The sequence below is a fragment of the Paraburkholderia caffeinilytica genome (assembly GCF_051027425.1).
Lineage (GTDB): Bacteria > Pseudomonadota > Gammaproteobacteria > Burkholderiales > Burkholderiaceae > Paraburkholderia > Paraburkholderia caffeinilytica_A.
The window spans coordinates 1,142,058-1,165,011 of the sequence record NZ_CP186553.1; the positions used below are offsets into that span (position 1 = coordinate 1,142,058).

Below are 22,954 nucleotides of genomic sequence, written 5' to 3' on the forward strand. Positions count from 1 at the left end.
GTCAGCGGTCCTTCGGATCGAATGCGTCGCGCAGACCGTCGCCGACGAAATTCACGCAATACAAGGTGACGCACAGCATCACTGCGGGGCACAGCAGCAGCCATGGCATCGATTCGAGCTTCTGAGCGCCGTCCTGAATCAGCACGCCCCAGCTCGTCATGGGTTCCTGCACGCCGAGGCCGAGGAACGACAGCACGGACTCGGTCAGCACGATGTTGGGCACGGTCACACTGGCGTACACCACCACCACGCCGAGCAGATTCGGCACGATGTGGCGCGCGATGATCGAACGCGAACTCACGCCGATGGCGCGCGCGGCGTCGATGAATTCGCGCGAGCGCAGCGACAGCGTCTGGCCGCGCACCACGCGCGCCATGTCGAGCCACGAGAACGCACTGATCGTCAGCACGACGAGATAGAACGCACGGCCGAACATCGTCATCATCAGGATCGCGATCAGCATGTAGGGGATCGCGTACATCATGTCGACGATGCGCATCATCACCGCATCGACACGGCCGCCCAGATAGCCGGCGGTGGCGCCGTACGCCACGCCGATCAGCCCCGACACGAGCGTGCCGAGCAGGCCGACTTCCAGCGACACGCGTCCGCCTTGCAACGAGCGTGCGAGCAGGTCGCGGCCGAGTTCGTCGGTGCCGAACCAGTGCATGTTTGCAAGCGTCGGCGCGAGGCTGATCGCGCTCCAGTCGCTGTCGATCGGATTGTTCGACAGAAACCACGGGCCGGCCACGCAGGCAACCACGATCAGCAGCAGGACGACAAAGCTGGCGAACGCCGCGCGATTGCGCACGAAGCGCAATGCGGCGGTGGCGAGCGGCCCGCGTGAACGCGGCGCCCTTGCAATAGCCGCGAGCGGATCGAGCGCCGCGGCAGTCGATTGAATTGAGCGGGGCATGGATCAGTACCGGATGCGCGGATCGAGCCAGGCGTACGCCAGATCGACCAGCAGATTGAACAGGACGGCGACCGCGGTGGTCAGCACGACGAGGCCGAGCACGAGGGTGTAGTCGCGGTTGATCGCACCGTTGACGACCAGTTGGCCGAGTCCGGGCAGTGCGAACACCGACTCGGTGACCACCGCGGCGGTGATCGACGAGATGCAGATCGAACCGAGCAGCGACACCACCGGCATCAGCGCGGGTTTCATCGCGTGGCGCAACACGATCGTGCGGCCCGGCAGCCCCTTGGCGCGCGCCGTGCGAATGAAGTTGCCCGACAGCACTTCGATCATGCTGCCGCGCATCACGCGCGCGATCCCGGCGACGTTGATGATGACGAGTAGCACGATCGGCAGCACGCGATAGCGCCACTCGCCTTCGCCCCAGCCGCCGGCCGGCAGCCAGCCGCGGCCTTCGGAAGTCTTCAGCAGGATCGCGAAGATCCATACCAGCACCGGTCCCAGCACGAATGGCGGCACCACGTTGCCGATATTGCCGAGCACCATCACGAAGTGATCGACGAAGCGGTCACGCCGCACCGCGGCCAGCGTGCCGAGCGTGACGCCGATCACCAGCGCGATCGGCACCGATACGCCGCCTACGCCGAGGCTCACCGGCAATGCCTTCCACACCAGATCGTTGACGCTCCAGTCGGCGTAGCGGAACGACGGACCGAGGTCGCCGTGCAGCAGCGAGCCGATGTAGTGGACGTACTGCAGCCACAGCGGTTCGTCGAGGTGATACTTGGCGTTGAGGTTCGCGAGCACGGCCGCCGACAGGTGTTTCTCCGTGTCGAACGGCCCGCCGGGGGTGAGGTGCAGCAGCAGATAGCACGCGGTGATCACGGCGAGAATCGTCGGGATCGCCCAGAGCGTGCGGCGCAGCGTGTAAGCCAGCATGACGGTGCTCCCGCGCTTAGTGCTTGATCAGATACATGTCTTGCGTGGCGCGCTGGTCGACGTAATTGGTCGACGTGTAGCCGCCCACATACGGCTTGACGAGCCGGTCCGCCGAGTACTGGAAGAGCGATACCAGCGGGTAGTCGTTCATGGCCAGATTGTGCGCCTGCGTGAGCAGGGCGGTGCGCTTCGCGTCGTCGAGCTGCTGGTTGCCTTCATCGACCAGCTTGTCGACTTGCGGGTTGCAGTAGCGCTGATCGTTCTGCACGCTGTTGCAGCGTATCAGATCGAAAAACGAGTTGGCGTCGTTGTAGTCGACGAACCAGCCGTCGCGCGAGGCCTGCACCTTGCCGTCGTGGCGCTGCTTGAGCAGTACCTTGTATTCGACGTTTTCGAGCTTGGCGGTGACGCCGAGCTTGGTGCGCCATTCCGAGGTGGCAAACAGCGCGACCTTTTTATGCAGGTCGTTGGTGTTGTAGGTGAGCGTGAACGTCAGCGGCTTCGCGTCCGAATAACCGGCGGCCTTCAGCAGATTGCGCGCGTAATCGACGCGCCTGGCCATCGGCCAGCTTGCCCAGTCAGGCGTGAAGACGCCCGCGCCTTCGGTGCCCTTGGCGATCAGGCCGTACATCGGCACTTCGCCGTCGGCGGTCAGACGCTTGGTCAGCAGGTCGCGGTCCAGCACCATTGCCAGTGCCTGGCGCACGCGTTTGTCCTTGAAGGCCGGGTCTTCGTTGTTCAGGCTGTAGTAGTAAGTCGCGATTTGCAGGCCGGTTTTCAGTTCGGAGCCGAACTGCTTGCTGACCTGCGCGTAGATGCCGGACGGAATCGAATACGTGTAGTCGAACTGGCCGGCCTGATACATACGCATTGCCGTTTCGTCGTTTTCGATCGGCAAATAGGTCACTTTCGTGATCACGACCTTGCTGGCGTTCCAGTACGTGCTGCTTTTGGATGCCACCAGGCGATTGCTCGGCTGCCAGTCGGTCAGCACATACGGACCGTTACCGACGAAGTTGCCCGGGCGGGTCCAGTCGTTGCCGAATTTGGTGACGGTCTCGCGATTGACCGGGACCATGGCCGGCATGGCGGTCAGTTGCGGGAAGAAGGCGGCGGGCACCTCGGTGGTGACTTCGAGCGTGTACGGATCGACGGCGCGCGCAGCGAGGCTCGAGAGCGGCGCTTTGCCGGCGAGGATCGCCTTGGCGTTCTTCACGAACTCGATCAGTATCGTGTATTTCGAACCGGTCTTCGGATCGAGCACGCGTTGCCATGCATAGACGAAATCAGCCGCCGTGACCGGCTGGCCATTGCTCCAGCGCGCATCGTGACGCAGCTTGAAAACCCATGTAGTCGGCCCGGTGCGCGTCCACGATTGCGCGACGCCTGGCACGATCGCGCCCGCCGCGTCGATGCGCGTCAGACCTTCGAACATGTCGAGTGCGATCGTGTCGCCGGTCCAGGATTCGATATGCGCGGGGTCGAGCGATTCGGTTTCGGACGGGACCTGGCGGGTCATCTCCTGGCTGGCGGCGAGCGTGACACCCGCAGGCACCGTGACGGCGAAGGCGGAGGACTGAAACGTAAGGACGAGCGCGGCCAGCGCCGTCGCGTAGACGAACGGGGTTTTCATCGGTTGAGATCGCAGGAAAGGTCGAGAGAAGAACGCGCTGGCGCCTGGGGCGCCCGGTTATCTGCGGTGCTCGGGCCGGGGAGGCCCTTGTTGCCCGTGTTGGTTGCGCGGCATGCAGGATTCCTTACATTTCGTAATGCAGGCAAACCCTGGCCGGATCAACCGGAAAAGGTGCCTGCTTTTTAGAACAGTCTCGGTGTGCCCACCCAGACGACCACCGACTCGATACGAGCGGTATTCGCCCAGCTATGCGGCACCGTCGATTCGTAATGCGCGCTGTCTCCCGCGTGCAACACGAACGTCTTGCCTTCCAGCGTCAACGACACTTCGCCGTTGATCACATACATAAACTCTTCACCTGCGTGCGTGGTGACTTCCGAGCGCTTTTGCCCGGGCGGCATCCTCACGAGGATCGCTTCGAGCTGACGGCCGCCCGTCAGATTGGTCAACCGTGCAAACAGATTGGCTGAGTCTGCAAAACCGAAAAACTTCAACTGATCGCCGCGGCACATCGAGCGTTCTTCGCTTGGTGTGTCGACGAAATACTGCACCGTCACCCCGAGTGCGTGGGCAATCCCGGCCAACGAAGTGATGGACGGCGATGCCAGACCGCGTTCGACTTGCGACAAAAACGGTTTGGAAATACCCGCCGCTGTTGCCGTGTCATCCAGCGTGCGCTTGAGACGTTGGCGCAGCGCGCGGATCTTACTGCCGAGTTCGAGTGCCGGATTCTTCTTTTGAATTGTCGTGACCATAGCAGGAGGAAATTAGCCCGTCAAAATTTGTTTGATATAAGTAAATATGGTTTGATTGCGGTCCAGGCCGGGGTGGCGGGCCGTTCAGCGCCCGGCCGTGCAAGGGGCCGCATTTTCGAGACAACGCTCTATGTTGCCAGAACCGAAATCAGCATCCCCCGTTTTGACCGGAATCGACCAGAAACTGAAGGTGGATACGGTAAAGAATGCTGCATATACAAGGGTATCGGCATTGATGCAAATTGAATATCAGGAGACGTTAAGGCCATGACATCAAAGACTATTTTCAGCCGCACGCGATCTCGCGGCGACGCTGCTTTTGCGTGTAACCACGGGTAATTGGCGTGGCATCAGTGAATTCCCTGAGTGACGAACCCTGGTTCTATTTGCAGAATCAGCCCCGCCTGGCGGTTGGGCGCACGTGTCTGTATCAGACGCAACGTCGGCCGCTGTTTTTTATTCCGCGTGCAGCGATCCTGCGTGGCGGAGCGTTGTCCGGCACGTTCCATCCGAACGCTCGCCGGCATGAGGATATGACCATCACTGCCGATTTTTCCCACCGCGGACATGACGGCCGCCAGATCCCCGTTTCCCGCGATGCTTTATCATTGAGCCCGTTCCGCTTGCCGGAGCGCGAGCCCGATGTGGCGTTGCGGCCCCCAAGGAGATTTCCTTCGGGGCGTATCGCGTGGCGGGCCTCCATTCCATCCCCTGGTTTTTCTGCTGGTACCGGCGCCTCAATGTGCAAATGAGCGCGCAGTTCAGTTTCCAGATGAACATGTCGATGAGCGTGCCGCCGACTACGCGCATGCATAGGCACATGCCTGCGCCGCGTCGCGCGTGGTTCATCGACCGTTTTTCCAGATCCAGTTTTTCGCGGCGCGTGGTTAGCTCACGCACCGCCGCAACCGTAAGAACAAGAGGTACATGATGAATTCGTCCAATCCGCGAGGCGCACGCGTCTCGCAGACCCGTTCGTTCTCGACGGTCTTTCTGATCGAGATGTGGGAGCGCTTTGGTTACTACGGGATGGCCGCGCTGCTGGTCCTGTTCATGATCGACAAGCTGAACTTCACCGACAGCCACGCCACGCTCACGTGGGGCGCGTTCACGGCGCTGGTGTACGCATCGCCGTCGATCGGCGGCTGGATCGGCGACAAGATTCTCGGCGCGCGCCGCACGATGATCTTCGGCGCCGGCGTGCTGGCGGCCGGCTATTTCATGCTGGCGCTGCCCAACGAGCAATTGAGCTACATGTACGCGTCGCTCGGCGTGATCGTGGTGGGCAACGGGCTGTTCAAGGCGAACGCCGCGAACCTCGTGCGCCGCATCTATGAAGGCGACGACGCGCGCATCGACAGCGCATTCACGATCTACTACATGGCGGTCAATATCGGCTCGACGGCGTCGATGCTCGCGACGCCGTGGATCAAGGACCATTGGGGCTGGCATACGGCATTTGCGGTCTGCTGCGCGGGCATGCTGCTGTCGGTGCTGAACTACTTCATCATGTTCCGCACGCTCGCGCATATCGGTTCCACGCCGGATGCAGAACCGGTCCGCTGGAAGCGCGTCGGCGCGGTCGCGCTGGGTGGGATCGTGCTCGGCACGGTGACGATGTTCGTGCTGCAGCACAAGGCGATTGCGGTGGCTTGCGTGTACACGGCGGGCGTGGCGATTCTGGCGATCTTCGGCTACATGCTGGTGAAATGCGAACGTTCGGAGCGCTCGGGTCTGGTTGCCGCGTTGATTCTGACGGCGCAGGTGATCCTGTTCTTCGTGTTCTACGTGCAGATGTCGACGTCGCTTACGCTGTTCGCGCTGCGCAACGTCGATCCGCGTTTCATGCTGTTCGGCGAGACGCTGTTCACGTGGAGCGCCGCACAATTCCAGGCGCTCAATCCGATCTGGATCATGCTGCTGAGCCCGGTGCTCGCCATGCTCTATACGAAGCTCGCGAAGAGCGGTAAAGACGTGCCGGTCGCGGTCAAGTACGCGTTCGGCTTCGCGGTGGTGGCCGCCGGTTTCTTCGTGTATGCGGCGAGCGGCAACTACGCGGTGAACGGGCGCGTGTCGTCGTGGTTCATGGTGGGCGGCTACGGTTTGTACTCGCTCGGCGAACTGCTCGTGAGCGGGCTGGGTCTCGCGATGATCGCGCGCTACGTGCCGGCGCGGATGAGCGGTTTCATGATGGGCGCTTACTTCGTGGCGACCGGCGTGTCGCAGTATCTGGGCAGCGTGGTGGCGAACTTCGCGCAGATGCCGGCGGGCGATATGGACCCGCTCGAATCGTTGCCGTTGTACGTCAAGCTGTTTACGGGCCTGGGCTGGCTCGCGGCAGTGGGTGCGCTGGTTGCCGTGCTGCTGTTGCCGCTGATGCGCAAGCTCTCGCGTGAACATCAGCGTTGCAGCGACGAAGCGCGTGAGAATGCACGGCAAACCGCTGCATTGAGCGGGGCGGTGGCGGAGTAATCACTCCCGGTAGTGCAACAAAAATGGCGCGCCTCGTATTACAGAGGCGCGCCATTTTGCGTTTTATGCGCGATTCCTTGTCGTAAATATCCGGTACGTTTCCGCTCCGCTGGCGGAGACAGAGGTAAGCTTACGGTCGATATTGGTCTTTCGACATAAGCATTTCACGGACGTTTAAGGTAACCACCCGGATGGAAATCCATATCGCGGTCGAAGGACGTCACGATCTGTCCGGACAGATCTACCGGCAGTTGCGTGCCGGCATACTCGAAGGACGTCTTGCCGGCGGCACCCGTTTGCCGTCCACGCGCGATCTCGCCACACAACTGGGCGTGTCGCGCAAAACCACCCTCGAGGCATTCGAACGCCTGCTTTCCGAGGGCTATCTGAGCGCTCGCGCCGGTTCGGGCACCTTCGTGGCCGACGGTCTGGAGCGTCTGCCGGTGGAGCGCTCGCCACACGCACTGGCCGCCGGGACGACCCGCGAGCGGGCGAAGGCGAAACCGAAATCCGCAGCGCGTGCCCAGCCGCTGTGGGAGCAGATGCCCGAGACGCTGCCATTGCCGCGGCCCACGGTGATCCCGCCGCACGATTTCGTTGGCGGCGCGACCGACAAATCGCTGTTCCCCTTCGACGTCTGGCGCCGCTGTGTGAACCACGCATTGCGAGTGCAGGCGCGCGGTCCAGGCACGTATCGCGACGTGGCCGGCGAACAGGAATTGCGCCTCGCGATTGCGCGCTACCTGGCGTTCAACCGGGCAGTCGCGAGCAACTGGGACGACGTGATCGTCACGCAAGGCGCGCAGCACGCGCTCGATCTGATTGCGCGCATCACATTGCGGCCCGGCGAAATCGCGGCACTCGAAGACCCTGGCTATCCGCCGGTTCAGGCGTGCTTCACGGCGACGGGCGCGCGCGTGGTGCCGGTGCCGGTGGACGCCGAAGGCCTGATCGTGAGCAAGCTCCCGGACAAGGCGCGGCTCGTCTACGTGACGCCCTCGCATCAATTTCCGCTCGGCATGCCGATGAGTCTGGAGCGGCGCGTCGAGTTGCTCGAATGGGCGCAGAAACGCGGCGCCGTGATCATCGAGGACGATTACGACTGCGAGTACCGCTTCGAAGGCCGGCCGATGGAGCCGCTGAAGAGTCTCGACCGCGCCGGTCTCGTCGCCTACGTGGGCACGTTTTCGAAGACGATTTTTCCGGAGTTGCGGATCGGCTACGTGGTGCCGCCGGCCTCGCTCTATGGTCCGCTCCTCAAGGCCCGCCAGATCGCCGACTGTCACGGCTGCACCCTCACGCAAACCGCGCTCGCGACCTTCATGCTCAACGGCGACTTCGCCAAGCATCTGCGGCGCATGCACAAGACCTATGCGGCACGCCGTGCGATGCTGCTGACGCATCTGCAGAGTGAGCTCGCGCCGTGGTTCGAACCGATCGTGCCGACCGCCGGCATCCATATGGCGACGTGGCTGAAGGCGCCGTTTACCGAGGAGGCGGTAGTGAGCGCCGCGCGCGAAGCGTCGATCGGTTTGTATGGACTCGCGCCGTTTTATCAGCGCAAGAAGCCGCAGTCCGGTTTGATGTTCGGCTACGGCAACATCGCTGTCGAACATATCGACTCGGCGCTCACGAAGCTCGCCGGTATCCTGCCGCACCTCACGCGCTGACAGCCAGGAACGCGCATTAAAATTACTTAAACCTATCTATAGCCATACAAATCGTTGTCATAAAGCGACCGTAACCTTGCGTCTCTGTAATTGTTTGTAAGACATTGCCGGCCCGGATGGACCGGCACGACAACACGACAAATCAGAGGATGGTAGGGATGCGAGCAACGTTTATGGCAGGAAAGAGGATGCGCAAACTTCGCGCGGCCAGCGCCCTGGGGACATTAGGCGCACTGAGCGCGATCGGCATCACGGCATGCAGCAGCAGCGATATCGATACACCGCAGTCGCAGCCGCAGGTGGCGAACGGTACGAAGGCGACGCTCGCGTTGCTGGAAACCACCGACATTCACACCAATCTCCTGAGCTACGATTACTACAAGCTGGCAGAAGACAAGTCGCTTGGCCTCGAGCGCACGGCGACGCTGATCGCGGCGGCGCGCAAGGAGTTCCCGAACACAATGTTGCTCGACGACGGCGACACGATCCAGGGCACCGCGCTCGCCGACTACCAGGCGCAGGTCGCGCCGATCGATTGCAAGACGACGCTCGGCGTCTACAAGGTGATGAACCTGCTGAAGTACGACGCGGGCACGATCGGCAATCACGAATTCAACTACGGCCTGCCGTTCCTTGCGCAAGTCACCGGCAACGCGTTCGACGTGCCGAACATGAGCCCGGTCGCATCGCAACCGGCGTGCGCGGGGCCGAACTTTCCGCTGGTGCTCTCCAACGTGCTCGGCGCGAAATCGCAGCAGCCGATTTTCAAGCCGTACACGATCCTCGAACGCACGCTCACGGCCACGACGCCCGACGGCAAGACCGTCAGCGCGCCGGTGAAAATCGGCGTGATCGGCTTCACGCCGCCCGCGATCATGGCGTGGGATAAACGCTGGCTCGACGGCAACGTCTACACCCAGGGGCTGGTGGAAAGTGCGTCGAAGTACGTGCCGGAAATGAAGGCCAACGGCGCGCAGATCATCGTGGCGATGTCGCATGGCGGTCTCGACAATTCGACCTATTCGCCGTCGATGGAAAACGGCAGCTACTATCTCTCGCAGGTGCCCGGCATCGACGCGATGCTGATCGGCCACTCGCATCAGGTATTCCCCGACAAGAACAGCACGGTCACGCAATTCAATCTGCCGGGCGTCGACAAGGTGAAGGGCACCGTCAACGGCGTGCCGACCGTGATGGCGAATTTCTGGGGCAAGCATCTCGGCGTGATCAAACTCGCGCTGAACTACACGAACGGGACGTGGACGGTGGACCGCAATTCGAGCACGGCGGAAGCGCGCTCGATCCAGAACGCGGATAACAGCTACGTGGCAGTCGATCCGGCGATTTCGCAGGCGATCGCGGCCGAACACAGCGCGACCATCAATTATGTGAAAACGCCGATCGGCACGACCGATTTCCGCATGAGCACGTATTTCGCGGATGTGGGCGACGTGTCGGCCATCGAGATCGTCAACCAGGCCCAGGCTGCCTACGTGCAGGACTACATTGCCGCGAATCTGCCGCAATATGCGGGCATTCCGGTGTTGTCGGTGAGCGCGCCGTTCAAGAGCGGCTTCGGCGGCGGTAACGATTTCACTGACGTTTCGCAAGGCAACGTTGCGATCAACAATGCCGCCGACCTCTACCTGTATCCGAACACGATCTACGCGGTGAAGGTGACGGGCGCCGATCTGAAGGCGTGGCTCGAAACCGCGGCGAAGCGCTTCAACAAGATCGATCCGGCCAATACCGCTGCGCAGGCGCTGGTCAGCACCTACCCGGGCTATAACTTCGACATGATCACGTCGAAGGATTTCAGCTACGAAATCGACGTGACGCAGGCAGTCGGCAGCCGGATCCGCAACCTGAAATATCAGGGCGCGGCGATCTCGGATACACAGTCGTTCATCGTCGCCACCAACAACTATCGCGCGAGCGGCGGTGGCAATTTCCCCGGTCTGGATGGCAGCAAGACGATTTACGCGTCGCCGGATGCAAGCCGCGACGTTCTGATTGCCTACATCAAGAAAGTGCAGGCCATCAAGGCGGCGAACAACGGCAGCGACCGTAGCTGGCGCTTCACGAAGGTGGCGACCGCCGGGCAGGTGACGTTCAAGGCGGCGCCGAACCTGGTCGCGCTCGCGCAAACCTACGGCATCACCAACGTCACCCAGCTCCAGACCGACGACGGCACCGGCAAGGGCCTCGCGGTCTACGCGGTGGACCTCAACCAATGAAGGCGCGCTTCTCTTTGCTGCCGGCGGCCGTGGCGGCGACCGTCGCGGTGGCCGTGGCGATCGCCGCCGGTACGTTCGCCACGGTTACGCTCACGCGCGTGGCGACACCCGTATCCAGCGTGCAGATCGACGATTGGCGGATGCAGGGCACGGCTACGCACGCGGCATGGCCGGTGTGGCGGCTGCGGCTTGCCGCGGCATTCGGCAACGCGGCGGCGCGCGAGGCGCTCGCCGACGTGCTGACGAGTTCGGCGCAACTCGACGAACGGCGCGAAGGCGTCGAGCTGTATCGGCAACTTGCGCTCGACGGTGTGCCGGGAGCGGGAGCCACGCTCGGACATCTGCTGTTGCGCGGACTGCCTGGCATCGAGCCGGATTACGTGGAAAGCCGTCGCTGGTTGAGCGAATCCGCATCGCATGATCCGCAGGCTGCCTACGATCTGTCGACGCTTTATCGCAACGGCTACGGCGTCGCGCGCGATCCCCGTCTTGCGATTCGCTGGCTGGAACAGGCGGCGCAAGCGGGTGTGCCGCTCGCGCAATTCCAGCTTGCCAACGAGTACTGTTTCGGCACGACGCTGCCGCACGACGACGTCCTGGCGCTGCAATGGCTGACACGCGCGGCCAATGCGGAGTTACCCGAGGCCAATCTGGCGCTGGCGATCGCGTATCGCAACGGCGAACTCGGCATGGCGCGCGACGAAGACGAGTACTGGGCCCACGTAAAAGAGAGCGAGCACGATCTGAAGCACGTCAGCCGGCTCTGATCGCGCGTTGAAGCGGCCTGCGATTTTCTGTCGCAGAGCAATCTTAGCCGCCCCTGCAGAGATTTTCGCTGCAGGGGGCGTGTTTTTTCTGCCGCATGAATCGGCATCGCGAGCGCGCGCAAGCACGACGATCCGGCGATCGAGCTGCTTCGATTCGCGATCCGCCGGCCATCGTCCGGTGCCGAAAGTGCCTCTATTCATGCATCGAAATGACCTGTAACGCACGTTACGCGTTGGTGTTGTGGACCTCCCCGACGCACGTTTACCCGCTAAAACAAGGATCAAAATGTGTTGCGGAGTCTGCGCCGCGCAACAAACCTTCGCTGTTATACACAAAAGATTCGCGCAAATCGTATTAGCGCTTGTAGAATCCGGCGTTGAAGCGTGCACATACCGTGTGCGCTTCGTGCAATTCACTGACCACTACAGGTAGGAGAAACATGCCGACTTCCGCAAAAAAGGTGGCCAAGAAGGCTGCTGCCCCGGTACCGACCAAGAAGGTTGCTGCAAAGAAAGTTCCTGCGAAGAAAGCCGTCGCAGCTAAGAAGGTCGCCGTGAAGGCGTCCAGCGCTCCGTCGCCGATCAAGGACACCTTCACGAAGGCCTCGCTGGCTGCTCACGTCGCTGAACGCGCTGCTGTTGAACCGAAGGCTGCCAAGGCTGTGCTGGCCGCGCTCGAAGACACGATCCTCGGCGCAGTGCACAAGAAGGGCGCTGGCGAATTCACGCTGTCGGGTCTTCTGAAGATCGTCGTGCAAGCTGTGCCGGCGAAGAAGAAGCGCTTCGGCAAAGACCCGTTCTCGGGCGAAGAGCGTTGGTTCCCGGCCAAGCCGGCTAGCGTGCGCATCAAGGCACGTCCGCTGAAGAAGCTGAAAGACGCAGCAGCAGGCTGATCGTGCTTCATGCGTTGCCGCGGGTTTTGAGCGTGGGTTTTTAACGGTGGGTTTTTAGCCGTATGCTTTTAACCGTGCGTGTTTAACCGTGCGCTTTTAACCGTGGTTAACGTTTGAGCCGACCCGCAGTGCAAGTTGTCAGAATCCCCGTGGATGCGAATCCACGGGGATTTTTTTATGCACGTTCCCAGCGTTTTGCGAGTTTGCCGGAAACGCGCGGCGAAGCCGGCGCGCGTTCGGCTCCACTTCGCGGGCGGCGTGTGTCCGGTTTTGCGCCGGCCGCCGACCGCTGCCGCCCGCCCGCCACGGTGCTCCTTTTGCACCGTACTAGCGCATCATGTGCCGCCGCAGTACGATGACAACGAGGCCATGCCGGTCGGGATGCGCTCTTAGCGTGCATGCACTGTGTCTGGCACGCGAAAAAGCACAATGGCATAGCGCTTGCTTCAACGATTGTCGAACACCGAATGCGCAGCGCATTCGCCTTCTATCCGACAACAAGAGCGGGGCGTGACATGCGATGCTATGACGAGATGCGTCATCATGACGATGCCGTGCGGCCACACTACGCGCGTTTTGAGCGGTGGCTGGTGAAGCAGGGCAACGAGGCGATCGCACGCAAGCGTGCGGAAGCCGACCTGCTGTTTCGCCGGGTCGGTATCACCTTCGCGGTGAACGGCGATTTGTCCGGCACCGAGCGGCTGATCCCTTTCGATCTGATTCCGCGCATCATTCCGCGCAGCGAATGGCAGACGCTGGAGGCCGGTTTGCGCCAGCGGGTGCAGGCGCTCAATCTGTTTATCCACGACGTCTATCACGATCGCAACATCGTGCGCGCCGGCATCGTGCCGGCCGAACAGGTCTATACCAACGCGCAATACCGGCCGGAAATGCAGGGCGTGAATGTGCCGCTCGGTGTTTACGCGCATATCGCCGGCGTCGATGTGGTGCGCGCGGGCGACGAGGGCGAGTTCTACGTGCTCGAAGACAACCTGCGCGTGCCGTCGGGTGTGTCCTACATGCTGGAAAACCGCAAGATGATGATGCGGCTTTTCCCCGAGCTATTCGTGCAGAACCGCATCGCGCCGGTCGCGCATTATCCCGACCTGCTGCTCGACACGCTGCGCTCGGTCGCGCCCGAAGGCGTCGACGATCCGGTCGTGGTGGTGCTCACGCCGGGCATGTACAACTCCGCGTATTTCGAGCACACCTTCCTCGCGCAGCAGATGGGCGTCGAACTGGTGGAAGGCAAGGATCTGTTCGTCGACGACAACTATGTGTTCATGCGCACTACGCAAGGGCCGAAGCGCGTCGACGTAATCTACCGCCGTGTGGACGACGATTTTCTCGACCCGCTCGCCTTCCGCAACGATTCGGCACTGGGCGTGCCGGGTCTGCTGACCGCCTATCGCGCCGGACGTGTCGCGCTGGCGAACGCCATGGGCACCGGTATCGCCGACGACAAATCGATCTACCCCTACGTGCCGGACATGGTCGAGTTCTACCTCGGCGAGAAACCGATCCTCAACAACGTGCCCACGTTCCAGTGCCGCAAGCCCGACGATCTCGCGTACACGCTCGCGCATCTGCCCGAGCTGGTCGTGAAGGAAGTGCACGGCGCGGGCGGCTACGGGATGCTGGTGGGGCCGGCGTCCACCAAAGCCGAAATCGAATCGTTCCGCGAACGCCTGATTGCGCGGCCGGCGGGTTATATCGCGCAGCCTACGCTCGCGTTGTCGGCGTGTCCGACGTTCGTCGAATCCGGTATTGCGCCGCGCCATATCGACTTGCGCCCCTTCGTGCTGTCCGGCAAGAGCGTGACGATGTGCGCGGGGGGGCTTACGCGCGTGGCCTTGCAGGAGGGCTCGCTCGTCGTCAATTCGTCGCAGGGAGGCGGGACCAAAGATACGTGGATGGTCGACTGACGCGATTGCTCAGGTAACCGCTCATGCAGTCATTCCTGTAGCGATGCAGGCAACCGCGACCGCAGCCTAACGCACCGGCAGACGCATCGAACTGTCGCCGGCGCACACGGATAACCGGCGCGGACCTTTTACTTATGCAAAGGTCTCGCGTCATCAGATACGGAACGCCGTCATGCTAAGCCGAACCGCCGATCACCTCTTCTGGATGGCCCGCTACATGGAGCGCGCGGAGAACACCGCCCGCATGCTCGACATCAACCTGAAGGCGTTGCTGTTGCCGCAAACGCCCGACCAGGAGGCGCGCGCGCAACGCTCGGTGCTGCGCATCTCCGAACTCGAAACCGCCTTCGCACAACGCTACGACGAACCGACCCGCGAACATGTGCTCGATTTCATGGTGGCCGATGCGACCAATCCGTCGAGTATTCACTCGTGTTTGCAGGCCGCGCGTGAAAACGCCCGCGCCGTGCGCGGCACCTTGACGACCGAATGGTGGGAAACCATCAACGACACCTGGCTCGAATTCAACGAACGGAGCCAGGCGGGTCAGGCCGTGAGCAATCCGGGCGCGCTTTTCGAGTGGGTGAAATTCCGCTCTCACCTGTCACGCGGCGTGACGATCGGCACCGCGTTGCAGGACGACGCGTTCTTCTTCACGCAGCTCGGCACTTTCCTCGAACGGGCCGACAACACCGCGCGGATTCTCGACGTGCGCTTTGCCGACGTCGAGCCGAATTCACGCGATGCCGCGCGCCAGCTCGAAGACTTTTACTACTGGACCTCGATTCTCAGTTCGGTGTCGGCGCTGGAGATTTATCGCAAGGTGTATCGCGACGTCGTCACGCCGGCGCGGGTGGTCGAACTGATGATCCTGAACCAGCAGATGCCGCGCTCGCTGCTCGCGTCGCTCGAAGGCGTCTGCGCGAATCTGGCGATGCTGCGCACGCCGGGCTCGAACCAGTGCGAACGGTTTGCCGGCAAGCTGCGCGCCGAACTGGTGTATTCCGACATCCGGCAGATTTTCGAAGCCGGCCTGCACGCCTATCTGACGCAGTTCCTGGCTCGCGTGTTCGAGCTCGGTAATCTGGTTGCGCGTACCTATCTGATGCTGCCAGTCGCCTGACGGAGTTTTATATGTACCTGACGATCCGCCACGACACGTCCTATCGTTACGAAGCGACTGTCCATTATTCGATCCAGCAATTGCGCCTGACGCCGGCAAGCGGCGCCTCGCAGGTGGTGCGGCGCTGGAGCATCGATGCACCCGGCAAGCTCGACGCCACCTTCGACGCCTACGGCAATGTGCTGCATACGCTCGTCATCAACAAGCCGCACGGCGAGATTCGTCTGCATGTAGCGGGCGAAGTGGACACGATCCCGCTGAAGGACGGCCAGTTGCCCGACGCGGTCGGCCCGATCCCGCTCGAGCATTTCACCTGTTCGACGCGTCTCACCGAGGCCGACGCGGCAATCCGCGAACTGGCCGAATCGGTGCCGAGCCTCGCGAGTTCGAGCAATCTGATCGCCTTGTCCGAGCAGATCGTGCAGCGCGTGAAGTACAACCCGGGCATTACCGAAGTCACCAGCACGGCCGCGCAGGCGCTCGCGCTCGGCAACGGCGTGTGCCAGGACCACGCGCATCTGATGCTGGCCTGCTGTCGCGCGCGCGGCATTCCGGCGCGTTACGTGAGCGGCTACATCGAGCCCGGCGACGTCGAGCACGGAGCGAGCCACGCGTGGGTCGACGTATGGCTCGACGGCAAGGGCTGGATCTCCATCGACGTCACGCACGCCGCGTTTGCCAGCGAGATCTACTGCCGGCTCGCCGTGGCGCGCGACTACGAAGCCGCCGCGCCGGTGCGCGGCCGGCGTATCGGCGGGCTGGAAGAGCAACTGAAGGTGTCCGTCACGGTCAGCACGCAGTTGTCGCAATAGAGGAGCGGCAGGGTGGGTGGCCAACAGGGCTTCAGGGCCGCTGCCAGGGCACCTGACAGGCCGTTCAGAGCCAGAGCCTTAGCCCTGCTCACCGCAGGGCGGCTAGCGGCTCTGGCGAGGGACCTGAATGAGCGTCAACCCGCATAGCGCTTCAGATTGAGCCCGCACGCGCCGTAATAGGGGTATGGCGCATGCGCGCGGCATTACAATAGCGCCGTTCTGTCGTTTTTCGCGGGTACCTTTCCTTATGACTTACTGTGTCGCGATGGCCGTCGACGACGGGCTCGTGTTCCTCTCGGACACGCGCACCAATGCGGGCGTCGATCACATCAGCACCGCACGCAAGATGTCGGTGTTCGAGCAGCCTGGCGAACGCATGCTCGTGCTGCTGGGCGCCGGCAATCTGTCGCTCACGCAAGCGGTGCTGCACGAGCTGTCCGAGCCTGCCGATCCCTCGCTGCCCACGCTCTGGAACGCGCCCACCATGGCCGACGCGGCCCGCGTGATCGGCCGCGCGGTGCGTTGTGTGCATCAGCGCGAGGCCGAGGCGTTGCATGAATTCGGCGTCGACTTCAATTGCAGCTTCATTCTCGGCGGCCAGATCGCGGGCAACCGGCCGCGCCTGTTCATGATCTACGCGGCGGGAAATTTCATCGAAGCGTCGGCCGTGAACCCGTATTTCCAGATCGGCGAGGCCAAGTACGGCAAGCCGATCATCGACCGCGTGCTCACCCCGTCCACGCCGCTCGACGAAGCCGCCAAGTGCGCGTTGATTTCGATGGATTCGACGCTGCGCTCGAATCTGTCGGTGGGATTGCCGCTCGATCTGCTGGTCTACGAGAAGGACGCGCTGCAGGTCACGCGCTTCGTTTCGATCGATCACGACAATGCGTACTTCGAGATGATTCATCGTACGTGGGGCGAGCGGCTGCGTCAGGTGTTCGGCGAGATTCCCGATCCGGACTGGCAGGATTCGCCCAATGTGCCGCTATTGCAGCGCGAGCGGGCGTTGGTGCTGCATCGTGCGCCGGTGGGGGTGGACGGCGTGGAGCATGAGCTCGACGCGAAGCCCGCACAGACCCTGGCACAGGCGGAGAAGGGCAAGGCCCAGCGGCGCTAGGCGGTTCAGGGCAACGCTCGGGGCTGCGCGGTGCCGGGTTACGTCGCGCGTATCGGACCAGCAAACCATCAGACGAAAAAAAACCAGCCACAGGCTTGGCGCCCGTGGCTGGTTTTCAAACTGCGTGTTGCTTCAGCAGTTCCGTCAAGTTCGATTAGAACTTGTGGCGGATACCCAGGCTGACGATCGTCTGGTTGATGCTGCTGGAGTTGAAGCCATAGTCAGCAACCGAAGCCACTGCCGTGACGATGTTGCCAGCTGCATTGCGCTGGTTGCCGTTAGCATGTTGCCATGCACCGACCAGATAGACGTCCGTGCGCTTCGACAGGTTGTAGTCGCCGCCCAGCGAAATCTGATGGTACGTCGCGGTCGCATCGCCGTTGCCGTGCGTGTACGTGTAGCCCAAGCCCAGCAATGCTGCCGGCGTTACCTGGTAGTTCACGAAACCAGCACCGACGTTGTACTTCTCAGTCGTCGAGAAGCCCGATGCTGCGTCCGGCTTGTACTGAACATTGCTGTAACGCAGGCCGGCCGTGACAGGGCCAACCACGTATTGCGCTGCCACCGAAGCGATACCGATCGACTTGGCCGTTTCGTATGCGCTGTTCTCGAGGCCGCCGTCGAACGTACCGTCCGAAGTGCCACCCCACGTCGTACGCGGCACTGCGCTAGCTGCGTTGTCCATGCGGAAGTAGCCGGCTGCAATGCTGAACGGACCCGTTGCGTACGTTGCCGCGCCTGCCCACGATTGACCCGAACCCGTTTGGCCTGCGACGCCGCCCAGCGCGTACATGCCTTCGAACTGGAAGCCGCTCCACACCGGCGAGGTGTACTTGATTGCGTTGTTCGTGCGCGAGCTGTTGTCGTTGTTGTCAACGTCGCCTGCGGTCGTGAACGTGCTGCCCCAGTAGTTGTCAGCCGTCAGCGGCTGAACCAGGTCGACCAGCGGATCGTACTGGCGGCCGAGCGTGACCGTGCCCCACTGATCGCCAGTCAGGCCGACGTAGGCTTGACGGCCGAACATCTTGCCGCCCTGGCCGAGTGCGCCGTTATTCGGGTTGAAGCCGTTTTCCAACTGGAAGATCGCCTTCAGGCCACCGCCCAGGTCTTCCGTACCCTTCACGCCCCAACGGTTGCCTTGAAGGTTGCCTGCAGCCATGTTGTACAGGCTCTTGCCGCCAACGTTGGATACGTATTGGATCGAGTCATCCAGCACGCCGTACAGGGTAACGCTGCTTTGAGCATGTGCCACGCCGGTGACGCCCAGAAGCGCCAGCGAGAGGGTAGACAGTGCGATTCGTTTCATCCATTTCTCCACGCAGATGATTAGTTTCGTTGTTGCGGAAAGGAGAATAGCTCACTGCCTCAATCGGTAAGAACAGGAAAAAAAAGAATGTCTCTAAAAAGTGACAAACGTCGCAAAGCCTTGTATTTAAAGCCCGTTAACGATTATTGCTGTTTCCGCAATATTGATTCGTTGACTGGGCATTATTGTTGTTTCGTTGATAGTGAAGGCTTCGGTACTCTCAATTTGGACACTTGTTTGAATGGCCTTTGTAATTTAGTCGTCTAACGGTTCTCGCCGTTTTGTGGCGTCCATATAAAAATGAGATCGCGTTTTCGCTTGACGGGCGCGCCCCGGTCGTCATTTGCGACGCGATGGCCGTTATCGCCCCCCGTTGCGGCGTGCCACGGCGGCCGCCGCCAGCCCCGCTGCCGCGGCCATCAGCACCGAGGTCCACGGATGTCGTTTGACATAGCGATCGGCCGCGACGGCCGTGCGTCCCGCTTCGACCAGCGTCACGGCGGCGACGCGTGTTGCCTGCGCTTCGGCACGAACGACGGTGCGGCCGACCTTGACCGCGGTCGCCCGCGCCGAAGCCTTCTTGTGCGATTCCACCCGCGGCAAAGCCGGCGCCGAAGCGGTCGCAGCAAGCGCCGCGGTGGCTGCGGCGCCCGTTGCCGCAGGGGCGCTCGCGGCGCCTGATTCACGGTCTTGGACGCGCGGTTGCGCATCGGCCGAAACCGTCGATGCCGCCAGCACCGAAGCAAGCTTGGCACGGCTGCCCGGCGGCGACTCTTCCTGCATCCCCCACCCGCCGCGTGGATCGTGCATGCGCCCGCGCGCTGCTGAAAACTCCGCGCCGAGCAGGAGTACGGCGGCCGAGAAGTACAGCCACATCAGCAACACGGCGAGCGAGCCGGCCGCGCCGAACGAACTGGCCATTCCGGCGTGCGCGATATACAGCGCGAACAGTTTTTTGCCCGCCGAGAACAGCACGGCCGCGACGACTCCACCGACAAATGCATCGCGCCACTGCACCTTGGCGTCGGGCAAAAACTTCAGCAGGCCGGCAAAGGCGAACGCCAGCACCAGCAGGCCGACCCCGAGTTGCAGCAGGTTGCCGATCACCACATAGGGCGAGTTCCCCCACAGCCATTTGCCGATGAACGTGATGACCGTATCGAGCACCAGCGAGACGATCAGCAGGAACGCCACGCCGAGCACGAGGCCGAACGAAATCAGGCGCACGCGCACCATCGCGATCACGCTCGACGAGCGCGGCCCCGTGTACGGCCACACCATATTGAGTGCGCTATTGAGCGACGAGAAGGTCGCCGAGGCGCCGATTGCCAGCATCGTGAATGAAATGACGGCCGCGACGCCCCCGGCGCTGCCGCTGTGATGAGCGTTCTCGACGATCGTCTGCACGCCCGCGGCGGCCTGGTCGCCGAGCAGGCCGTGAATGTGGGTGAACAGCTCGCCGCGCGCGGCTTCGGCGCCGAAGAACCAGCCGGCTACGGCGATCACCATGACCAGCGTGGGCGCGAGCGAGAAGGCCGCATAGAAGGCGATGCTGGCGGCCATGGCCGCGCAACGGTCGTCGGCAAACTGTTTGAATGCGCCGATTGCCCAATTGGCCTGCTTGCGGGCCACCAGCTGAAGGTTTTCGGCGGAAAGCGTGTCGATGTCCATGGTCGTTTTCTCAATGGGATACTGGCGCCGGATGCACCGTGTGCGTGCCGTTGAGGTGGCATCGACGCAGTCTTCGCATCGACACCTTTCGCAAACCCTGTGCCTGTCACTATAACAAGCGCTGCTTGCGTCCGCGCGTGATGTGCCGCAAGCAGGTGTGCCGGTAGAATGCCGATGGACCTTCACACTTTGATCACTATGCACTCGCACGAACCCGTAAAACAGCTGGACGTCATTCCTGCGGAACAATTGAGCGCGCATTTGCCGGCGCATGTCGTCGAGAATTTGCCGGCTCAGGGCGTGACCGTATTTGCCGTTAGCGATGACGCTTCCGATACCGCCGAGTTCAGCGCGCGCTACGGCTTCGGCCTTGAGGACTGCGCCAATACGATCGTGATCCGCTACAAGAAAGAGGGCGCCGAGCACTACGCGGCGCTGGTCTCGCTAGGTTCGCTGCGCCTCGACATCAATGGCGCGGTGAAGGCGGCGCTGGGCGCGCAGCGTCTTTCGTTCGCCAAGCGGGAGGCCGCGGTGGAGCATAGCGGGATGGAGTTCGGAGGAATCACGGCCTTCGGCTTGCCGGACGGCTGGCGCATTCTCGTCGACACCGCAGTCATGGAACGTGCTCAGATCGTAATGGGAGCAGGCGTGCGGGCCGCCAAGTTGCTGTTGGCGCCCAAGGTGCTGCAGCAGTGGCCGCGGTGTGAAGTTGCCGCGCTGGCGCTGCCGCCCGGGTGAGTTGTTTGCAACGCGGTATTCAACCCGATCTTCAACTCGGCCTTGCGCACGGCGGTTGACGCGGTGGCCCAAGCTACGACTAAAGCGGCGCGCGCCGATGAAGAAGGGCGCCGTTTCCTGATATCTCAACGCCGGCCTGGGTCAGCAAGCGCAGGCTGCGCTCCGACAGATTTTTCACACGCAATTGCTTGCCGGCTTTCCGGTAGCGTTCGACCAGTCCCTGCAGCGCGGCCAATGCGGAATGGTCCGCGAGCATCAGATGGCTGCAGTCAACCGTGATGTCGCCTGGATCTTTGAGCGGGTCGAATAGCTCGTGAAAGCGGGTGGTCGACGCAAAAAACAACGTGCCGCGCGGAACGTAGGTTTTGTCGCCGCCGCGTTCTTCGATATGAGCATGAATTTCGCGGGCATGTTGCCAGGCGAAATTGAGCGCGGCGATTACGATGCCGCACAACACGGCGATCGCGAGATCGGAGAACACGGTGATGACGGTGACGGCAACGATGACCAGCGCGTCGTTGCGCGGCACCTTGCCCAATACCCGCAGCGAGCCCCATGCGAAGGTCTGCTGCGCCACCACGAACATCACGCCGACCAGCGCCGCCAACGGAATCCGTTCGATCAGCGGCGATAAAAACAGAATGAACATCAGGATCATCACGCCGCTGACGATGCCCGACAGCCGCGAGCGGCCACCCGAATTCAGATTGATCATGGTCTGCCCGATCATCGCGCAGCCGCCCATGCCGCCGAACAGGCCCGAGGCGATATTCGCCGCGCCCAACGCCAGACATTCGCGATTCGGCTGACCGCGGGTTTCGGTGATCTCGTCGGTCAGGTTGAAAGTCAGCAGTGTTTCCAGCAAACCGACGATCGCCATCAGCAACGCGTAGGGCAGCACCACATGCAGTGTGTCGAGATTCATCGGCACGCTGGGAAAATGCAGGCCCGGCAGGCCGCCTGCGATGTGGGCCATGTCGCCGAGCGTACGCGCGGGCAGGTGCAAAAGCTGACTGAAGAGCCCCACGCCGACGATCGCCACCAGCGCGGGCGGCGCGGCGCGTGTGAGCCGCGGCAGCAGATAGACGATCAGCATCGTGAGCGCGACGAGGCCGCACATCATCAGCAACGCGCTGCCGTGCAGCCATTGTTCGCCTTGCGGCGTGCTTTGTCTGAAGTGCGCCAGTTGCGCCATCGCAATGATGATCGCGAGCCCGTTGACGAAACCGAGCATCACCGGATGCGGCACTATGCGGATCAGCTTGCCTAGCCGCAACGCGCCGAACAGCACCATCAGGATGCCGCTGAGCATGACCGTGGCAAGCAGATACTGCGCGCCGTGCTGCACGACCAGCGCCACGATCACCACGGCCATCGAACCGGCCGCGCCGGAGATCATGCCGGGCCGCCCGCCGAATAGCGCCGTGATCGTGCAGATGAAGAAGGCGCCGTACAGACCCATCAACGGATTGAGGTGGGCGACCAGCGCGAAGGCGATGCATTCCGGCACCAGCGCGAACGACGAGGTGAGACCCGCGAGGACATTGCTCTTGATGCCGGGAAGATTGGCGAGCCAACCGTGAGTGGGACTAGCGGTGTTCATCTGAAGGGAGCGGTAATTGCGGGTTGCGCGCGGCGGCTGTGCGGTGCGCTATCGACGTGTAAAAAGTGGCGTGCCGTCGCGTCCATACGCGGACACCGTCCGCGAGCGGTCGGCGAAGTGGGAAGCCGGGGCAAACAGCGTGGCGATACACGAGGCGCCAGACAGAACATATGTCGTGGCGAAGGCGGAGCAGTGGCCAGCCAGGATTGCAAAACGGGTGAATTTTACAGCAGTACGGTCAATGTGACCCGGCGAGGCGGGCAGAGCCGTGACGATGGCGCGGATGATGCCGCCACATGGAGACGTCACGCAGCCGCTTGCGCGACTGCGCGACTGCGTGACTGCGTGACTGCGTGACTGCGTCTGACTGT

General features: G+C 62.4%; 18 protein-coding genes. 11 read left to right on the top strand and 7 right to left on the bottom strand.

Features of this window, described 5'->3' with window-relative positions:
* Position 1 precedes the first annotated feature (1 nt).
* From ACOSV0_RS25615 to ACOSV0_RS25630, 4 genes are all read right to left on the bottom strand, one after another.
* On the bottom strand, positions 2-916 hold the full coding sequence (locus ACOSV0_RS25615) for an ABC transporter permease (protein ID WP_434114835.1): 915 nt from the start codon (positions 914-916) through the stop codon (positions 2-4).
* A 3-nt stretch (positions 917-919) separates the two neighbouring features.
* Positions 920-1,858 (bottom strand): ABC transporter permease subunit, encoded by a 939-nt coding sequence (locus tag ACOSV0_RS25620; RefSeq protein WP_434114837.1) that lies wholly within the window; start codon positions 1,856-1,858, stop codon positions 920-922.
* A 16-nt stretch (positions 1,859-1,874) separates the two neighbouring features.
* Positions 1,875-3,491, bottom strand: coding sequence for a peptide ABC transporter substrate-binding protein (locus ACOSV0_RS25625; protein WP_434114839.1), 1,617 nt, complete (start codon positions 3,489-3,491; stop codon positions 1,875-1,877).
* Positions 3,492-3,673: 182 nt separating this feature from the next.
* Positions 3,674-4,246, bottom strand: a complete 573-nt coding sequence (locus ACOSV0_RS25630; RefSeq protein ID WP_434114840.1) for a helix-turn-helix domain-containing protein — start codon at positions 4,244-4,246, stop codon at positions 3,674-3,676.
* Positions 4,247-4,599: 353 nt separating this feature from the next.
* Here ACOSV0_RS25630 and ACOSV0_RS25635 point away from each other — a divergent pair, with 353 nt between their 5' ends.
* The 10 genes from ACOSV0_RS25635 (at position 4,600) to ACOSV0_RS25680 (ending at position 17,265) form a co-directional block, all read left to right on the top strand.
* On the top strand, positions 4,600-4,998 hold the full coding sequence (locus ACOSV0_RS25635) for a hypothetical protein (protein WP_434114842.1): 399 nt from the start codon (positions 4,600-4,602) through the stop codon (positions 4,996-4,998).
* A 178-nt stretch (positions 4,999-5,176) separates the two neighbouring features.
* On the top strand, positions 5,177-6,718 hold the full coding sequence (locus ACOSV0_RS25640; RefSeq protein ID WP_434116136.1) for a peptide MFS transporter: 1,542 nt from the start codon (positions 5,177-5,179) through the stop codon (positions 6,716-6,718).
* A gap of 191 nt (positions 6,719-6,909) precedes the next feature.
* On the top strand, positions 6,910-8,388 hold the full coding sequence (locus ACOSV0_RS25645) for a PLP-dependent aminotransferase family protein (RefSeq protein ID WP_434114844.1): 1,479 nt from the start codon (positions 6,910-6,912) through the stop codon (positions 8,386-8,388).
* Positions 8,389-8,576: 188 nt separating this feature from the next.
* Positions 8,577-10,625, top strand: coding sequence for a bifunctional 2',3'-cyclic-nucleotide 2'-phosphodiesterase/3'-nucleotidase (locus tag ACOSV0_RS25650; protein ID WP_434114846.1), 2,049 nt, complete (start codon positions 8,577-8,579; stop codon positions 10,623-10,625).
* Entirely contained in the window at positions 10,622-11,392 is a 771-nt protein-coding gene (locus tag ACOSV0_RS25655) for a tetratricopeptide repeat protein (protein ID WP_434114848.1), read from the top strand. Before ACOSV0_RS25650 ends, ACOSV0_RS25655 begins: the two co-directional genes overlap by 4 nt.
* 440 nt (positions 11,393-11,832) lie before the next feature.
* Entirely contained in the window at positions 11,833-12,285 is a 453-nt protein-coding gene (locus ACOSV0_RS25660; RefSeq protein ID WP_028198339.1) for an HU family DNA-binding protein, read from the top strand.
* Positions 12,286-12,800: 515 nt separating this feature from the next.
* Positions 12,801-14,210: a circularly permuted type 2 ATP-grasp protein gene (locus ACOSV0_RS25665; protein ID WP_434114850.1), complete on the top strand. Its 1,410-nt coding sequence runs from the start codon at positions 12,801-12,803 to the stop codon at positions 14,208-14,210.
* A 172-nt stretch (positions 14,211-14,382) separates the two neighbouring features.
* Positions 14,383-15,333 (top strand): alpha-E domain-containing protein, encoded by a 951-nt coding sequence (locus ACOSV0_RS25670; RefSeq protein WP_434114852.1) that lies wholly within the window; start codon positions 14,383-14,385, stop codon positions 15,331-15,333.
* An 11-nt stretch (positions 15,334-15,344) separates the two neighbouring features.
* The gene (locus ACOSV0_RS25675) at positions 15,345-16,145 is read left to right on the top strand and encodes a transglutaminase family protein (protein ID WP_434114854.1); all 801 of its coding nucleotides are present in this window, start codon (positions 15,345-15,347) and stop codon (positions 16,143-16,145) included.
* A 247-nt stretch (positions 16,146-16,392) separates the two neighbouring features.
* Complete coding sequence (locus ACOSV0_RS25680; RefSeq protein WP_434114855.1) at positions 16,393-17,265, top strand: peptidase; 873 nt, start codon at positions 16,393-16,395, stop codon at positions 17,263-17,265.
* A gap of 154 nt (positions 17,266-17,419) precedes the next feature.
* Here the strand turns inward: ACOSV0_RS25680 and ACOSV0_RS25685 are convergent, their stop codons facing one another.
* Both ACOSV0_RS25685 and ACOSV0_RS25690 read right to left on the bottom strand, forming a co-directional pair.
* The gene (locus tag ACOSV0_RS25685) at positions 17,420-18,571 is read right to left on the bottom strand and encodes a porin (RefSeq protein WP_434114857.1); all 1,152 of its coding nucleotides are present in this window, start codon (positions 18,569-18,571) and stop codon (positions 17,420-17,422) included.
* A gap of 360 nt (positions 18,572-18,931) precedes the next feature.
* Complete coding sequence (locus ACOSV0_RS25690) at positions 18,932-20,242, bottom strand: YihY/virulence factor BrkB family protein (RefSeq protein ID WP_434114859.1); 1,311 nt, start codon at positions 20,240-20,242, stop codon at positions 18,932-18,934.
* 198 nt (positions 20,243-20,440) lie between these two features.
* Between ACOSV0_RS25690 and ACOSV0_RS25695 the strand changes: the two genes are divergently transcribed.
* Positions 20,441-20,980 (top strand): YbaK/EbsC family protein, encoded by a 540-nt coding sequence (locus ACOSV0_RS25695; protein WP_434116137.1) that lies wholly within the window; start codon positions 20,441-20,443, stop codon positions 20,978-20,980.
* A 79-nt stretch (positions 20,981-21,059) separates the two neighbouring features.
* On the opposite strand, the gene ACOSV0_RS25700 is transcribed toward ACOSV0_RS25695, so the two are convergent.
* Positions 21,060-22,583, bottom strand: coding sequence for a SulP family inorganic anion transporter (locus ACOSV0_RS25700; protein WP_434114861.1), 1,524 nt, complete (start codon positions 22,581-22,583; stop codon positions 21,060-21,062).
* Positions 22,584-22,954: the final 371 nt, after the last annotated feature.